The sequence below is a fragment of the Mycobacterium sp. SMC-18 genome, assembly GCF_045310895.1.
In the GTDB taxonomy this organism is placed as follows: domain Bacteria; phylum Actinomycetota; class Actinomycetes; order Mycobacteriales; family Mycobacteriaceae; genus Mycobacterium.
This window is the reverse complement of the sequence record NZ_JBJIAL010000013.1, coordinates 161829-176167: the sequence shown is the minus strand read 5'-3', so window position 1 is coordinate 176167 and position 14339 is coordinate 161829. Positions and strand designations below refer to the sequence as shown.

Below are 14339 nucleotides of genomic sequence, written 5' to 3'. Positions count from 1 at the left end.
CATTTTCGAGAGACCTCGACCTCTATCCCGGCAACGACGCGCCAACCACCTCTACACCCTCATCTGTGAAGAGCCGGTTTGGTGACGTCGATCAAGAACCGGAAGATCACCACCTCCGCTGAGCGCCTGGCATGGCTGCTGATCCTGGCGACCATCCCGGTCGGTATCGCCGGGCTGGCGCTAGATCACGCGCTGCGCACGTCGCTGGGCAAGCCGATTCCGGCTGCAGCCTTCCTGGCGATCAACGGCGTCGTTCTCTTTGTGGGCGAACAACTTCGGCACCGCACTGCGTCGGCCGTACCGGCCGCGGCGCACTCGGAAAACCTCAACGACTCCGACGAGCGGTTGGCCCGCCTGCCGATCCCGGAGGCCATGGGCATCGGCGCGGCCCAGATCCTCGCGCTGCTGCCCGGCATCAGCCGCTCGGGCGCCACCATGGTCGCCGGTGTGCTGCGCGGGCTGTCCCACGAGGACGCCGCACGGTTCTCGTTCCTGCTGGCGACACCGGTGATCCTGGCCGCGGGGGCGCTGAAGATTCCCGAACTCTTCGGGCCGGCGGGCGACGGCATCGGCGGACAGGTGCTGGCCGGCAGCGCGGCGGCGTTCGTCGCGGCGTACCTGTCGGTGCGGTTCCTGGTGAAGTACTTCGAGACCCGCACGCTGACACCGTTCGCGATTTACTGCCTGGTGGCTGGTCTGGGCAGTCTGGCCTGGCTGACGCTGCACTGAAATACCCTGGGGTGTAACCCCGTTGCGTATCTGTTCGCATGAACAGAATCCGCTTTTCGGCCGGCGTTGTGGCGGCGGGCATCGTCGCCGCTTCGGCGCTGGCCCCGGCGGCAACTGCCGGCGCGGTAGGTGGGCCCGGCGGCTTCGGCAATGCGCAGGACACCATCAATACGCTTCAGGCACAAGGGTTCACCGTGCTGATCAACGGCGCCATCGTGTATCCGTTGTCGGGATGCAAGGTCACCGGCATCGAGGGACTGCGCAACGACAATGTCGATTCCTCGGGCGCCATCATCGACCGGACGAAGATGACCGTTGTGTGGGTGGACATCTCGTGTAAGGGCGGCTAGCTACAGCCGTGACCCGTGCAGGTTCTTCGCCGTGGGGCTGGTCTCGACGGTGGCGGGGTCGGGATAGGTGCCGAGCACCCGGTCGGACGTGCCCGACGTCGTGACCGAGAACCAGTAGTGCTCGTTCTTGAAATGGTGCAGGCGGTGATTGCGCCACACCGCCTTGTAGAAACGGTGGCGCGGCTTGTAGTCGGTGTGGACCAGGTAGTGCGTCCACTCATAGCCCATCAGGATCAGCGACTCGACCACGATGAACGACAGCGTGGCCGATACCGGCGCACCCACGAGGGCGCCGATGCCCAGCGGCAGCGCCACGATCGCCGCGATCAGCCACGGCAGGGTCGGCGTCGGGATGAACACCAGGTCGACGTCGCGGGGATTCGCGTGGTGCCGTCGATGGTCGCGGGCGACGAGGGTATCCACGGTGACAGGGCCGAGTTTTCGCGGCCGCCAGTGCAGGATGAAGACGTGAATCACCCACTCCACGAACGGAAACAGCAGTGCCAGCACCAGCGGCGCCCACAGGTCGCGTAGCGCCAGACCGCCGACGACGCTGCGCGCCGCGACCGCTCCGATGACGAGCGCCAGGATCATCCACGGCGTCGGATGGCGCCAGAACTCGCGAGCCGCCTGGCCGAGGGTCACACCCCGGGTGCTGGTGGTCGTCACTGTGCCTCCATCTGGTCGAGAAATTCGGTGAGCACCGTCGTCGCGCCACCGAGCACCGTCGACGCGGCGCGGCGGGCTTTCAGCGCGGCGCCCGACGTCACCGCATCGGCGAGCTTGCGGTACCCGGCTGCGGGCTCGGCGGCCGCCACGGCGTCGGCGACCACGGCCAGCATCGGTTCGTACACCCGGCGCATCCCGTTGAAGATCAGCGTCATCGCGATCGAATCCGCGCCGGTGACAAGGCAGTCCCAGAAGTCGAGCGCGGCCAGTTGTTGCGTCTGGCCGCTCTGCGCGCGCTCGATGTCGGCGAGGGCCCGCGCCAGTGGTTCGGCGAGCGTGCTCCCGGACCGCTCTGCTGCCCGTTCGGCGATCCACGGTCCGAGGTACTCGCGCACTTCCAGGACGCTGCGCACCACCGACGGGTTCACCATGGCCCCGTCGGGCGCGTCCACCAGCAGGTAGGGCAGCAGGTCGAGCCCGCCCGTACGCGTGATGTCGTTGACGACGGCGCCATCCCCCTGCCGGACGTCGAGATGCCCCGACGCGACCAGCCGCTGGATCGCCTCACGCACCACCGGCCGCGATACGCCCAGCACCTCGGCCAGCTTGCGCTCACTCGGCAGGCGCGAACCCGGCGGCTGTGCGCCCGCGACGAGCTGCCTGAGCAGCTGGTCGTGCACCTCGTCGGCGGCCGAGCGCCGCTTGATCGACGTCAACTCCATGACGGCGACACTAGCGCGCGAAAGGTAAGAGGTCTAGTGGTCTTACCAATATTGTTCGACCACGACTACGGTGTCGTCCTCGGGGTGGTCGATGACGAAGCGCATCACGTCCTCGGTCATGGGTAGCTCAGCAGGACCATCACCCGGCCGTCCGGTGATGGCTCGGGAAACGCATCCACCTGAAAGCCGTAGTACTCCGACTGGGTGTCGGTGATGGTGTCGATGACCTTGCCCTGCGCCTTCAGCTTGCCGTCCTTGACATCCCGCATCACCCCGATGAAGTCGGGCACCGACATCGACTCGGCCAGCAGCAGCGCCTCACCGCCGGACGAAAGTTTGACCAGCACACCGGAACCCGCGTAGTTGTCGCCGCCGCGCCCCGTCCCGCGCGGCGCCCAGTACACCGGCTCGGAGACGACCTCGCCGTCGACACGGCGATACTGACCGACGTGGTCGACACCGTCTTGCACGGAGACCACCGGCAATGCGGCGATGGTGCGCTGCTCCTGGAACCACATCCAGCCCAGTGGGATGCCGATGATGGCGTAGATCATCACCAGCAGCATCAGCACGGGTTTCCACGCGATCTCCCACGCCTGCCGCGGCCCCTGCTTGTCCAGCTGCTTGCGGCCGAATCGGAAGACGTACCAAGCCAATACGCGCGCCAGTGCCATCGCGGCCAGGATGCACAACCCGACGATGCCGGCCACCCGGAAGTAGAACGTACTGCCGCCGTGGTCGATGGTCGCCAGCACCATCACCAGCGGAATCGGCAGGGTGAGGAGCAGCAGCAGGGCATACGACGGGTGGCTCGTCAGGTACTTGTATTCGACGGTCCAGCTCTTGACCCCGACGCCCACGGTGAAGTCACCGATGTCCGCGGTCGAGACCGGCGTCCAACTCCCGTCCACTATCCGGGGCCGGACCAGTCCCCTTACGAAGAAGAAGCCCGCCACCAGCGATACGGCCAGCGCGCCCCAGAACACCGCAGGCAGCGACCCGCCGGTGCCCGGTACCCCGAAGCCGCCACGGATGTCGATGATCTTGGCGATGAAGAACATCAGCGGAACGACGAAAAACAGCTCTCCGAGCCAGATTTGAATCAGCTGCGGAATGCGTTTGCCGACACGGTCAAACGCCAGTACCCCACTCCAGATGAACCGCAGCACCCGCATGGACGGACATTAGCTGACAATCGTTGGCGCCGGGCTGATCTCGATGTAGGCCATCGGAATATCGAACGCGGAGCTGCTCTTGTCGAGAGTCCGCTCGAACAGTTTCATGGCCGGCGACCAGTTGGCGGCGATCACGGCGTCAGCGTGCGCGTGCTCGGCCTCCGGCAGGATGCGGGCGATGCCGGCCGCCGGTTGTCCCGTCGGCTTACCCCGAAGATTGCACGGCACCACCACCACGCGCGGATCGTTGCGCACTCGCTTCACCTTGCCCGTCGACGCGTCGGTGCGGACGTACAACTTCCCGTCGGCGACACCGTGATTGATCGGGCTCGGCATCGCTTCACCCGACCGCTTGAACGTGACCAGCACGATCTGCCGCGCCCGCTCGAAGCCCGCGAAATCGGCGGCCGTCGGCTCCCCGATGTCGAAGGCCTCCCGGTGGCGCAGTTTGTCCATGCCCCGAAACATCAACTTGCTCATGGCCGAAACCGCGTTACGGGGCATCTTCTCGTCCGATCACTCTGACAACAACCATGTCTTCACCGTCCAGTCGGTCATCGCGCCACCGACGACGAACGGGTCAGCCGCCGCGAACCGCTCGGCGGCGTCCTTGTCGGTGAACACCCCCAGCGCCCCGAACTCCCCCGGCGCGGCGTCCTGAACCGGCCCCAGCATCAGCAGGACTCCCGGCTGTTCCTTCCGGAACCGATCGGCGTGCGCCTGGTGCGCCGGAAACAGCTCGGGCACCTTCGCGCGTGCCTGCTCCGTCGACGAATAGATCAGCAGGTAGCGCGGCAACCACTGAGCCGTCATGACCGAAAGCCTAATCCGGAAGTTGAATTCATCGTGGGCGCAACGGTCGAACCCCGACGCCGACGCAAATAACGTCGGCGCATGACTGCTTCCGTGACTTCCCTCAACGCGATCACCGATGCCACCCGCGCAGCCGTCGCCGGCAATCCCGCCGCGGCCGCCGTGGTGTTCAAGGCCTCAGCGCAGCCGGAAGGCACCGTCGGCAGCGAGATCGCGCTCGGCAAGTACCGGGTGCACGTCGACGAGCCGCCAGCCCTCGGTGGGCAGAACACGGCACCCAATCCGGTCGAGTACTACCTGGCATCGCTGCTGTCCTGCCAGGTGGTGACCTACCGGTTCTGGGCCGAGCGGCTCGGGATCCAGGTCGACTCCCTCAGCGCCAGCGCCGAAGGCGACCTCGATGTGCGCGGCTTCTTCGGGCTGGACGACAACGTCCGCCCCGGCTTTCAGCAGATCCGGGTGACCGTCAACGTCTCGGGCCCGGAGACCGCCGAGCGGTACCGGGAGCTTCAGGACGCGGTGGATGCGCACTGCCCGGTGCTGGACTTGACCACCGCCGCGACGCCGGTGCACACGCAGCTGAATGTGGGGTGAGACTTGGCGGAAGGAAGGCGAGGTTCTTCGAACCCTCTCTCCAGCCTTAGCAGCATGGCCGGTTCAAACTGGGTTTGCACGCCGATGTCTCCGCCTGTCATGCCCAGTGCTGCCCGTCTCAAGCCCACGGTCGATGGTGCCCGCTGGTGAGCAGCGGCGGCACCGGCCGTACGCCTCTGAGTGGACGGGCTTGACAGCATCGTTCAGCCAGGAGTCGGCGCCGTCACTCGCCGGTGCACCAGAAGTAGCCCGCGTGTGCAGAGCAGTACCTGGACGACCAATGTCGAGCACTGGCTTGACAGCTTGGCCGCCACTACGGCGTATGACGAAGACGCATCCAGTCGTCGATAAGTTCCCACACCGAATTGCGCTTTCCCGCGTAGGAGACAAACTCGCCTGAATCGGTAGCCCAGATGTCGGTGTCCTCTGGGTCGGTGTCCACAAGGATGCAGGCGGAGGTGTTTTCGTCATAGACGATGAAGAGCGTTTCAGTGTTCGGCAGCCGTACTGGCGTGGGAGTCTGAAACCGAACATCAGCACTGTCTTGGGTACTCCATGACTTCCAGTCGATCAGTTCCCCGCTCCGAATGATGCCCATCGGTACTTGAAGGTGGTATCCGATGCCGTCGTGTAGTGACGTGTAGAAGGTTTGGAATTCTGGCGAAAAATTCGTCGCCGGAGGCGTGAGCTGCGCCGTCGGTGGGTACCCAATGATGAACTTCTGACCCCGCCCCGCAGTTTCAATGGCGTAGAGCAAACCCAGACCGTCGTACAAGTCGGATGTCGCTTTCACCAACACAACATCGATGCCCTCGCTTTCGAGCACCTGCAGAAAGCGGGGCAACTGCGTCGGCAACGCCTTGCGCCAGTGTTCAATGGCGATCTGTACTGCGCTCAATGGATCGGCGGTCACCAACTGGAGCCACCATGCAGGTATTGTTTGCTGCTCCTCGAGGGTGAGCGTGCCGATCTCGTCGACCAAGGTCAGTGTGCCGTGCATTTTCGAGGAAGAGGAGTCGGCCAAATCCTTGCGGGACAAGGTAATTCCTCCATCTTTGGTGAACTGTTGTGGTTCAGTCGGTGCCGCGCTCGAGCGAGTGTTTGGCGAGGTCAAGCCGTGGTTGTTTTCGGTGGACACAGTCACGATCCGGGCGTTGCTGTCACGCGGCGAGAGAAGCGCTCAACAGCAACAACGACGCCAGAACGCTGTCCTGATCAGTTTCAACGCAAAGAAGCGAACATTTGGCGGTGGCGGAGGGATTTGAACCCCCGGTTGGGTTTAACCAACTCTCGCTTTCAAGGCGAGTGCATTAGGCCGCTCTGCCACGCCACCGCCGAACAGCCTAAGGGGTCCGGGCCCGAACAAGCTCAGAGGGTCCGTGTGTAGCGTTGCGACTATGCGCGCGATAGTCGTCGAATCCCCAGGTCAACTGGCATGGTCCGAGGTACCGGACGTGACGGCCGCCGATGGCGAGGTCGTCATCGACGTCACGACTGCGGGAGTGAACAGGGCCGATCTACTGCAGGCCGCCGGCCTGTATCCGCCCCCGCCGGGCGCCAGCGACATCCTGGGACTCGAGGTTTCGGGCGTCATCTCCGAGGTCGGTGCCGGTGTCGGGAACTGGGCTGTCGGTGACGAGGTGTGCGCTCTGCTGGCCGGCGGCGGCTATGCCGAGAAGGTGGCCGTGCCTGCGGCCCAGGTCATGCCGATCCCCGCGGGGGTGAGCCTGCAGCATGCGGCCGGTCTGCCGGAGGTCGCCGCCACGGTGTGGTCCAACCTGTCCATGACCGCCCACCTGCGGTCCGGCCAGCTGGTGCTGCTGCACGGCGGCGCCAGCGGCATCGGCACGCATGCGATCCAGGTCGCGCACGCGCTGGGCGCCCGCGTCGCGGTCACCGCGTCACTCGAAAAGCTGGAGCTGTGCCGCGAACTGGGCGCCGACATCCTGATCAACTACCGCGACGAAGACTTCGTCGAGCGGATCACCGAGGCGGGCGGCGCCGACGTCATCTTCGACATCATGGGTGCGGCGTACCTGGACCGGAACATCGACGCCCTGGCGCCCGACGGCCGCGTGGTGATCATCGGTATGCAGGGCGGCGTCAAGGGCGAACTGAACATCGCCAAGCTGCTGGGTAAACGGGCCGGCGTCATCGCCACCGCGTTGCGCTCCCGCCCGCTCGACGGGCCGTCCGGCAAGGCCGCGGTGATCTCCGAAGTGGTGCAACATGTTTGGCCCATGATTGCCGACGGCCGGGTGAAGCCCATCATCGGCGCCGAGCTGCCCATCGAACAGGCGGCGGCAGCCCACCAGCTCCTGCAGGCGGGGGCGGTATCCGGGAAAGTGCTTCTGCAAGTCAGGGATTGAGCTCGCCGAAACTGACCACATGGCGGTTTCGAGGCCGGTTTTCCGCCACCAGGTCACGCTCGCGGCGCTGAGCGGAATCGATGAACTCACCGAAAGCGCAACGCCCTGAACGCAGGATCAACCGAGGCCGATAGGTTGGCAGAGTGACGTTCACGTACACCGCGCCGGTCCGCTATCTCGAGGTCGACCAGCAGGGCGTGGTCTTCAACATGTGGTACCTGGCCTACATGGACGAGGCCTTCGGCGCGTTCATCGCCCGGACGGCGTCATGGCGCGACATCTTCGAGGCGGGCGTCGACGCCCAGGTGGTCCACACCGAACTGGACTGGTCAGGCTCCCTGAAGTGGGGCGACCAGATTCACGTCGACGTCACCGTGCCGGCCCGGGGCCGCACCTCGTTCACCGTCGAATTCCTCATCCACGCAGGCGATTCCGCGCGGCCCATCGTCACCGCGCGGACCGTCTACGTCTGTATCGCGACCGACGGCTCCGGGAAGGTCGAACCGCCGCAGCTGCTGCTCGACGCTCTGGCCTACGCGTAACTAACCGAGCGACGCCAGCGCCCGGACGAGCTGGTCCACTTCGGCCGTCGTCGTGTAGTGCCCGAGACCGACCGTCACGGCACCGCCGACGTCATTGACGCCGATGGCCTCCAGCACCCGGGAGTTGCCGTCCGACACGGCCAGTACGCCGTTGTCGGCGAGCCGGCTGATGACGCGGTCGGCGGGCACGCCCTGGACGGCGAAGCTCAGCACCGGAATGGCGGCCTCGGGTGCGCCGAGCACCATGACCAACGGCAACGACCGCAGCGAGTTACGCAGGTACCCGAACACCCGGCTGAGGTAGGCCTCGGCCGACTGCATGGATCGTGCGAGCCGTTCGCGGCGGGAGCCGGTCGCGGCGTCGTCGAGGTTCGCCAGGTACTCGATACTGGCGACGACGCCACCGAGCAGTCCGAACTGGTGCGCGCCCACTTCCAGGCGCGCGGCCCCGGTGGCGTTCGGATCGAGCGAAACCGCCGCCAGGGTGTCGATCATCGCGGGGTCGCGGAACACGAGCGCACCGATCGGCGGGCCACCCCACGCGATCGCGTTCAGCGCCACCACATCGGCGTCGACGTCGTTGATGTCGAGCAGTCGGTAAGGCGCGGCCACCGAGTGGTCGACGACGACCATGCCGCCGTTCTCCCGGGCCATTTTGGTCACGGGCCGCAGATCAGTGACGGTGCCGAGCTTCGAGGATGCCGACGTGATCGCGATCAGCCGGGTCGGCCGGGTGATGAGCGTCTCCCACTGCCAGCTGGGCAGTTCGCCGGTCTCGATGTCGACCTCGGCCCACTTCACCTTCGCGCCATAGCGATTCGCGGCCCGCAGCCACGGCGCGATGTTGGCCTCGTCGTCCAGGCGGGTGACGACCACTTCGTAGCCCAGCCCCGACCGCGACGCCGACGCCTCGGCCAGCGAGTTCAGCAGGACGGCACGGTCGGCGCCGAACACCACGCCGCGCGGGTCGCCACCGACGAGATCGGCGACCGCCTGTCGCGCGGCGGTCAGGACCGCGGCGCTGCGCTGCGCGGCCGGATGCGGGCCGGCGGCCGACGACATGGAACCGCGGAAGGCGGTCGAAACGGTGGTCGCTACCGAATCCGGCAGCAGCATTCCGGTCGGGGCATCGAAGTGCACCCAGCCGCCGCCCAATGACGGGTGCAGACCGCGCACCCGGGCGACGTCGTATGCCATGCCATGCCAACCTTCGAGCGATTCAGGCCTGCCAGCCAAATTTTTCCGGCGGGCGTGCCCCGCTGCACACCGGCGAAAGCCGGGCCACCCGAACAGCCATACTAGTGCAGTGAGCTTGGCGTCCGGCGTCCTTGTCGCCCTGTTGATCATGGTGATCCCTGGAGCAATCACCGCCCGCGTAGCACAGCTAACCTGGCCCGTTGCCATCGCAGTCGGCCCCGCAGTGACCTACGGCATCGTGGCCCTGGCCGTCCTGCCACTGGGTGCCGTCGGGGTCCCCTGGAACGGCTGGACGGCTCTGCTGGCATTCGTCATCGTGGTCGCGGTGGTTGCCGGGCTTCGTCGTGCGCTACGGCGCTACCGCGACACCGCGGCAGAAGCGCTCGCGATAAGCCGCGGCCCGGCCCTGTTCGTCGCCGCGGGAATTCTCGTCGGCGCGACGGCGATCGCAATTTCAGCAATCCTCGGCATGCCACATTGGCAATCCATTCCGAGCACCTGGGACTCGGTCTGGCACGGCAACACCATCCGCTGGATTCTCGACGTCGGTCAGGCCTCACCCACCCACATGGGTGAGCTTCGTAACGTCGAGACGCACGCGTTGCTGTACTACCCGTCGACCTTCCACGCCCTGGCCGCCGTCTTCTGCCAACTCACCGGTGCCGCGCCCGCGACGGCCTACACCCTGCACTCCCTGGCGGCCTCGGTCTGGCTGTTCCCGGTCAGCGCGGCGAGTCTCACGTGGGCCATGGTCCGGCCGTACAAGTGCCAGCGCTGGAGCGCCGGAGCCGCCGCCGCGGCGGGGGCGCTGGCGGCGTCGTTCACCGCGGTGCCCTACGTCGAGTTCGACGTTGCCGCCGTCCCCAACCTGGTGGCCTACGGCCTCGCCGGGCCGACGACCGTGCTGATCATGTCGTGCCTGCGGCACCGTGACCGGATCCCGCTGGCCGTCATCGCACTGATCGGGGTGTTCTCCACCCACATCACGGGCGGCGTCGTCGTCGTCACCTTCGTCGGCGCCTGGTGGCTGTGCGACACCCTCCGGAATCCGGTGCGCGGCCGGCTCGCCGACTTCGTGACCCTGGCGGCCGTCGCCGTGCCGTCTCTGCTGCTGTTGCTGCCCCAGTTCATCGGAGTGCTCGCGCAGGCCGACATCATCGTCGGGCACGCTTTCGTCACGCATCAGACCCGGCTCCGGGTGCTGTTCAACGCCATCGTGCAGCACACGCGCCACCTCAACGACTACCCGATTCAGAACATGCTGATCGCGCTCGGCGGCATCGGCGGTCTGATCCTGCTGATCAAGCGCGTCTGGTGGCCGGCGTTTGTGTGGGTGGTGCTGATGGTCGCGATCGTGCATTCCGGTGCGCCGTTCGGCGGTCCGATCGGCGCGCTGATCGGGTCGTACGCGGACCTCTACTACAGCGACCCGCGCCGGCTGTCCGCCGTGGTCACCCTGCTGATCACGCCGTTCGCCGGCATCGCATTGTTCGCCGTCATCGCCTTCGCCGTCGGTTGGCTGCAGAAACGTGCGCCCCGGACAGAGCGGTTCTGGGCCGCGGTGACAGTGGCCCTGCTCGCGTTTTCGACGGTCGGCCTCGCGTGGCACTACTTCCCGCGGCACCGCTACCTGATCGGCCAGAAGTACGACCAGATCATGGTCAACGACAAGAATCTCCAGGCCTTCGCCTACCTGGCGACGCTGCCCGGCGCCAAGGACACCTTGATCGGCAACGCGAACACCGACGGCACGTCGTGGATGTACGCGGTCGCCGGCCTACATCCGCTGTGGACCCACTACGACTACCCGCAGCAACAGGGCCCGGGCTACCACCGCTTCATCTTCTGGGCCTACGCCGACGACGCCGACACCGATCGGCGGATCGCCGAGGCCGTGCACGCCCTGAACATCAAGTACGTGATCACCAGCTCGACCATCGTCAAGGGGTTCGTCATGCCCGACGGACTAGTGTCGCTGGATAGGTCGAAGTCGTGGGCGAAGATCTACGACAACGGGCGGTCCCGTATCTACGAGTGGCGCGGCGACGCCGCGCCGGCGAACAGATAGGAACAGTGCAGGCATGACGCTGAAACCAGAAGACGACGACGACAACATCGAGGTCATCGGCGGAGACCTGGCGTTGGGCGGGGAACCAGGACAGGACCCCGACCATGGCGACGAAGGCAAGTCGCTGACCGACCTGGTCGAGCAGCCGGCCAAGGTCATGCGCATCGGCACCATGATCAAGCAGCTGCTGGAAGAAGTACGCTCCGCGCCGCTCGACGAGGCCAGCCGGAACCGACTGCGCGACATCCACCGGTCGAGCATCCAGGAGCTCGAGGACGGCCTGGCCCCGGAACTGACCGAGGAGCTGGAGCGACTGTCGCTGCCGTTCTCCGAGGAGAAGGTGCCGTCGGCGGCCGAACTGCGCATCGCGCAGGCCCAGCTGGTGGGCTGGCTCGAAGGCCTGTTCCACGGCATCCAGACGGCCCTGTTCGCGCAGCAGATGGCGGCTCGTGCACAGCTCGAGCAGATGCGCCAGGGCGCCCTGCCCCCCGGCGCCGACGGTGGCCGCGGCCCGTTCCAGTCCGGCACCGGTCAGTACCTGTAGACCGTGTCGGAACCGCACATCTCCACGCAGAACGCGTGGGTCGAATTCCCGATCTTCGACGCGAAGTCCCGTTCGCTCAAGAAGGCCTTCCTGGGTAAGGCCGGTGGCGGGATCAACCGCAACGAATCGAATGTCGTTGTGATCGAAGCGCTTCGGGACATCACGATGTCGCTCAACATGGGTGACCGGGTGGGCTTGGTCGGACACAACGGCGCCGGTAAGTCGACGCTGCTGCGCCTGCTGTCGGGCATCTACGAACCGACGCGCGGTTCGGCGACCGTCCGCGGCCGCGTGGCCCCGGTCTTCGACCTGGGTGTCGGTATGGATCCCGAGATCTCCGGTTTCGAGAACATCATCATCCGCGGTCTGTTCCTCGGGCAGACCCGCAAGCAGATGCTGGCCAAGGTCGACGAGATCGCCGAGTTCACCGAACTCGGGGAGTACCTGTCGATGCCGCTGCGCACGTACTCCACGGGTATGCGCGTGCGCCTGGCCATGGGTGTGGTCACCAGCATCGACCCCGAAATCCTGCTGCTCGACGAGGGCATCGGCGCGGTCGACGCGGAATTCCTCAAGAAGGCCCGCACCCGGCTGCAAGCCTTGGTGGAACGCTCCGGAATCCTGGTGTTCGCAAGCCATTCCAACGAATTCCTGGCCCGGCTGTGCCAGACCGCGATGTGGGTCGACCACGGCACCATCCGCATGACCGGTGGCATCGAGGACGTCGTCCGCGCTTATGAGGGCGAGGACGCGGCACGGCACGTGCGCGAGGTGCTCGAAGAGAACGAGCGCGAGCGCCAGACGTGACCGACATGTTGTGCGCGGTGATCGTCACCCACCGACGGCCGGAGCTGTTGGCGAAATCCCTTGCCGTGGTGTGTTCCCAGACGCGACTGCCCGACCACGTCATCGTCGTCGACAACGACAACGATCCGGCGGTGCGGGTTCTCGTCGAGTCCCAGCCGGTCGCGACGACGTACCTCGGTTCGGCCCGAAACCTCGGCGGCGCAGGCGGTTTCGCCCTCGGCATCCTGTATGCCCTGTCGCTGGGCGCCGAGTGGGTGTGGCTGGCCGACGACGACGGGCGTCCCGCCGACTCGTCGGTGCTCGCGACGCTGCTGGACTGTGCGGCCAGGCACGACCTGGCCGAGGTATCGCCCATGGTGTGCGACCTGAATGAGCCTGCGCGCCTGGCTTTTCCGCTGCGCCGCGGGCTGGTGTGGCGGCGGCATGTATCGGAGTTGCAGGTCGACAAAGATGCGGGGGTCGATCTGCTGCCCGGTATCGCATCGTTGTTCAACGGCGCACTGTTCCGGGCATCGACACTGGAAGCCGTTGGCGTACCGGACATCCGGCTGTTCGTCCGGGGTGACGAGGTCGAGGTGCACCGCCGGCTCGTCCGCTCCGGGCTGCCGTTCGGCACCTGCCTGAACGCGGTATATCTGCACCCGCAGGGTTCTGACGAATTCAAGCCGATCCTCGGCGGTCGTATGCACACGCAGTACCCCGACGACGCCACCAAGCGCTATTTCACGTACCGCAACCGCGGCTATCTGCAGTCGCAACCGGGCCTGCGGAAGCTGGTCCCGCAGGAATGGGTGCGGTTCGGGTGGTACTTCCTGATCAGCCGGCGTGACCCGGCCGGGCTGCGCGATTGGATGCGGTTGCGCCGCTTGGGACGAGACGAGAAGTTCAGCAGGCCCGGTTCGGGCGGACCCAATACAGGAGGGCAGCGATGACGTTCACCGACGCGGCCGCGCAGTCCAAGACGCTGCGCCGCGCCTGGGGCGACCTGGTGACCGGCTTCGGCAAGCGCGAACTCTGGCTGCACCTGGGCTGGCAAGACATCAAGCAGCGCTACCGGCGCTCGGTGCTCGGCCCCATCTGGATCACCATCGCGACCGGCACCATGGCCGTGGCGCTCGGCGGCCTGTACTCCCAGCTGTTCCATCTGCCACTGGCCGAGCATCTGCCCTACGTGACCCTCGGCCTGATCATCTGGAACCTGATCAACGCGTCCGTCCTCGAAGGCGCCGACGTGTTCATCGCCAATGAGGGCCTCATCAAACAACTTCCGACGCCGTTGTCGGTACACGTCTACCGGCTGGTGTGGCGCCAGGTGTTGCTGTTCGCGCACAACATCATCATCTTCGTGATCATCGCGATCATCTTCCCCAAGCCATGGTCCTGGGCCGACCTGTCGGTGATCCCGGCGCTGGCGCTGATCGTGGCCAATTGCGTCTGGGTGGCCTTGTGTTTCGGCATCCTGGCCACCCGGTACCGCGACATCAGCCCGCTGCTCGCCAGCCTGGTGCAGCTGCTGTTCTACATCACGCCGATCATCTGGAACGACCAGACACTGCGCCTCCAGGGTGCGGGCACCTGGGCGAAAATCATTGAGCTGAACCCACTTCTGCACTACGTAGACATCGTCCGCGCGCCGCTGCTGGGCGAGCCCCAGGAGTTGCGGCACTGGCTCGTGGTGATCACGTTGACGGTGCTGGGCTGGATCGTCGCCGCGATGGCCATGCGGCAGTACCGCGCCCGCGTCCCGTACTGGGTGTAAT

16 protein-coding genes, 1 tRNA gene and 1 pseudogene are annotated in these 14339 nt (G+C 66.1%); 10 read left to right on the top strand and 8 right to left on the bottom strand.

The genetic code is table 11. The features are described 5' to 3' along the window. Window positions 1–72: 72 nt before the first annotated feature. Both ACJH6J_RS14410 and ACJH6J_RS14405 read left to right on the top strand, forming a co-directional pair. Window positions 73–729 (top strand): annotated as a pseudogene (locus ACJH6J_RS14410) (undecaprenyl-diphosphate phosphatase); the annotation flags it as partial. Window positions 730–767: 38 nt separating this feature from the next. Then, a complete protein-coding gene (locus ACJH6J_RS14405; protein ID WP_212807455.1) occupies window positions 768–1079 on the top strand; it encodes a hypothetical protein in 312 nt (103 codons plus the stop codon). On the opposite strand, the gene ACJH6J_RS14400 is transcribed toward ACJH6J_RS14405, so the two are convergent. The 5 genes from ACJH6J_RS14400 to ACJH6J_RS14380 all read right to left on the bottom strand — a co-directional run bounded on the left by ACJH6J_RS14400 (window position 1080) and on the right by ACJH6J_RS14380 (window position 4458). Further along, on the bottom strand, window positions 1080–1748 hold the full coding sequence (locus tag ACJH6J_RS14400; protein WP_212807459.1) for a sterol desaturase family protein: 669 nt from the start codon (window positions 1746–1748) through the stop codon (window positions 1080–1082). It lies immediately after the preceding gene. Next, a complete protein-coding gene (locus tag ACJH6J_RS14395) occupies window positions 1745–2470 on the bottom strand; it encodes a FadR/GntR family transcriptional regulator (RefSeq protein WP_212807461.1) in 726 nt (241 codons plus the stop codon). Before ACJH6J_RS14395 ends, ACJH6J_RS14400 begins: the two co-directional genes overlap by 4 nt. 116 nt (window positions 2471–2586) lie before the next feature. Next, window positions 2587–3645 (bottom strand): hypothetical protein, encoded by a 1059-nt coding sequence (locus tag ACJH6J_RS14390; RefSeq protein ID WP_212807463.1) that lies wholly within the window; start codon window positions 3643–3645, stop codon window positions 2587–2589. 9 nt (window positions 3646–3654) lie between these two features. Continuing rightward, window positions 3655–4125: a PPOX class F420-dependent oxidoreductase gene (locus ACJH6J_RS14385; protein ID WP_212807465.1), complete on the bottom strand. Its 471-nt coding sequence runs from the start codon at window positions 4123–4125 to the stop codon at window positions 3655–3657. 36 nt (window positions 4126–4161) lie between these two features. Then, window positions 4162–4458: a YciI family protein gene (locus ACJH6J_RS14380; RefSeq protein WP_212807467.1), complete on the bottom strand. Its 297-nt coding sequence runs from the start codon at window positions 4456–4458 to the stop codon at window positions 4162–4164. 81 nt (window positions 4459–4539) lie between these two features. On the opposite strand from ACJH6J_RS14380, the gene ACJH6J_RS14375 reads away from it, so the two are divergent. Beyond that, the gene (locus tag ACJH6J_RS14375; RefSeq protein WP_212807469.1) at window positions 4540–5052 is read left to right on the top strand and encodes an OsmC family protein; all 513 of its coding nucleotides are present in this window, start codon (window positions 4540–4542) and stop codon (window positions 5050–5052) included. Between the two features lie 313 nt (window positions 5053–5365). Here ACJH6J_RS14375 and ACJH6J_RS14370 read toward each other — a convergent pair whose 3' ends face one another. Together ACJH6J_RS14370 and ACJH6J_RS14365 are read right to left on the bottom strand one after the other, a co-directional pair. Continuing rightward, window positions 5366–6196 (bottom strand): hypothetical protein, encoded by an 831-nt coding sequence (locus ACJH6J_RS14370; protein ID WP_212813573.1) that lies wholly within the window; start codon window positions 6194–6196, stop codon window positions 5366–5368. A gap of 99 nt (window positions 6197–6295) precedes the next feature. Then, a tRNA-Ser gene (locus tag ACJH6J_RS14365) sits at window positions 6296–6385 on the bottom strand. 64 nt (window positions 6386–6449) lie between these two features. Between ACJH6J_RS14365 and ACJH6J_RS14360 the strand changes: the two genes are divergently transcribed. Further along, complete coding sequence (locus tag ACJH6J_RS14360) at window positions 6450–7421, top strand: NAD(P)H-quinone oxidoreductase (protein WP_406804110.1); 972 nt, start codon at window positions 6450–6452, stop codon at window positions 7419–7421. Between the two features lie 143 nt (window positions 7422–7564). Next, window positions 7565–7963, top strand: a complete 399-nt coding sequence (locus ACJH6J_RS14355; RefSeq protein WP_212807475.1) for a thioesterase family protein — start codon at window positions 7565–7567, stop codon at window positions 7961–7963. Here the strand turns inward: ACJH6J_RS14355 and ACJH6J_RS14350 are convergent, their stop codons facing one another. Further along, on the bottom strand, window positions 7964–9160 hold the full coding sequence (locus ACJH6J_RS14350) for a cysteine desulfurase-like protein (protein WP_212807477.1): 1197 nt from the start codon (window positions 9158–9160) through the stop codon (window positions 7964–7966). A gap of 109 nt (window positions 9161–9269) precedes the next feature. Here ACJH6J_RS14350 and ACJH6J_RS14345 point away from each other — a divergent pair, with 109 nt between their 5' ends. From ACJH6J_RS14345 to ACJH6J_RS14325, 5 genes are read left to right on the top strand one after another with little or no spacing between them, the layout of a single operon-like run. Next, window positions 9270–11228 carry a DUF6541 family protein gene (locus ACJH6J_RS14345; RefSeq protein ID WP_406804109.1) on the top strand — a complete coding sequence of 653 codons (1959 nt, stop codon included), beginning with the start codon at window positions 9270–9272 and terminating at the stop codon, window positions 11226–11228. Between the two features lie 13 nt (window positions 11229–11241). Further along, the gene (locus ACJH6J_RS14340) at window positions 11242–11772 is read left to right on the top strand and encodes a bacterial proteasome activator family protein (RefSeq protein ID WP_406804108.1); all 531 of its coding nucleotides are present in this window, start codon (window positions 11242–11244) and stop codon (window positions 11770–11772) included. A 3-nt stretch (window positions 11773–11775) separates the two neighbouring features. Then, window positions 11776–12579 (top strand): ABC transporter ATP-binding protein, encoded by an 804-nt coding sequence (locus ACJH6J_RS14335; protein WP_406804107.1) that lies wholly within the window; start codon window positions 11776–11778, stop codon window positions 12577–12579. Window positions 12580–12584: 5 nt separating this feature from the next. Beyond that, window positions 12585–13511: a glycosyltransferase gene (locus ACJH6J_RS14330; protein WP_406804115.1), complete on the top strand. Its 927-nt coding sequence runs from the start codon at window positions 12585–12587 to the stop codon at window positions 13509–13511. After that, a complete protein-coding gene (locus tag ACJH6J_RS14325; protein ID WP_406804106.1) occupies window positions 13508–14338 on the top strand; it encodes an ABC transporter permease in 831 nt (276 codons plus the stop codon). The genes ACJH6J_RS14330 and ACJH6J_RS14325 overlap by 4 nt, the downstream gene beginning before the upstream one ends. Window position 14339: the final 1 nt, after the last annotated feature.

Coding starts and splice junctions, on each gene's coding strand:
- ACJH6J_RS14380 (WP_212807467.1), bottom strand. CDS start 4,458: ATGACGGCTCAGTGGTTGCCGCGCTACCTGCTGATCTATTCGTCGACG.
- ACJH6J_RS14390 (WP_212807463.1), bottom strand. CDS start 3,645: ATGCGGGTGCTGCGGTTCATCTGGAGTGGGGTACTGGCGTTTGACCGT.
- ACJH6J_RS14350 (WP_212807477.1), bottom strand. CDS start 9,160: ATGGCATACGACGTCGCCCGGGTGCGCGGTCTGCACCCGTCATTGGGC.
- ACJH6J_RS14395 (WP_212807461.1), bottom strand. CDS start 2,470: ATGGAGTTGACGTCGATCAAGCGGCGCTCGGCCGCCGACGAGGTGCAC.
- ACJH6J_RS14385 (WP_212807465.1), bottom strand. CDS start 4,125: ATGAGCAAGTTGATGTTTCGGGGCATGGACAAACTGCGCCACCGGGAG.
- ACJH6J_RS14405 (WP_212807455.1), top strand. CDS start 768: ATGAACAGAATCCGCTTTTCGGCCGGCGTTGTGGCGGCGGGCATCGTC.
- ACJH6J_RS14340 (WP_406804108.1), top strand. CDS start 11,242: ATGACGCTGAAACCAGAAGACGACGACGACAACATCGAGGTCATCGGC.
- ACJH6J_RS14330 (WP_406804115.1), top strand. CDS start 12,585: ATGTTGTGCGCGGTGATCGTCACCCACCGACGGCCGGAGCTGTTGGCG.
- ACJH6J_RS14375 (WP_212807469.1), top strand. CDS start 4,540: ATGACTGCTTCCGTGACTTCCCTCAACGCGATCACCGATGCCACCCGC.
- ACJH6J_RS14360 (WP_406804110.1), top strand. CDS start 6,450: ATGCGCGCGATAGTCGTCGAATCCCCAGGTCAACTGGCATGGTCCGAG.
- ACJH6J_RS14325 (WP_406804106.1), top strand. CDS start 13,508: ATGACGTTCACCGACGCGGCCGCGCAGTCCAAGACGCTGCGCCGCGCC.